Raw genomic sequence first — 269 nt, 5'->3', positions numbered from 1 at the left:
TAGCTGATTGACTGTGCCCAGTACTTCCTGGACAAGATTGATGTGATCAAGCAGGCCGACTACGTGCCAAGTGACCAGGACCTGCTTCGCTGCCGTGTCCTGACCTCTGGAATCTTTGAGACCAAGTTCCAGGTGGACAAAGTCAACTTCCACATGTTCGATGTGGGCGGCCAGCGCGATGAGCGCCGCAAGTGGATCCAGTGCTTCAATGATGTGACTGCCATCATCTTCGTGGTGGCCAGCAGCAGCTACAACATGGTCATTCGGGA

General features: G+C 54.3%; 1 protein-coding gene. It reads left to right on the top strand.

Annotated elements, in window-relative coordinates; genetic code table 11:
* Positions 1-42: 42 nt before the first annotated feature.
* Positions 43-269, top strand: a 227-nt coding sequence (locus AC0IYH_RS31800; RefSeq protein WP_471838256.1) for an ADP-ribosylation factor-like protein, incomplete at its 3' end; no start/stop codon positions are given.

The sequence above is a fragment of the Pseudomonas sp. AC463 genome (assembly GCF_979253585.1).
Note: the sequence above shows the minus strand (reverse complement) of the source record. Positions and strands in the feature narration are given on the sequence as shown.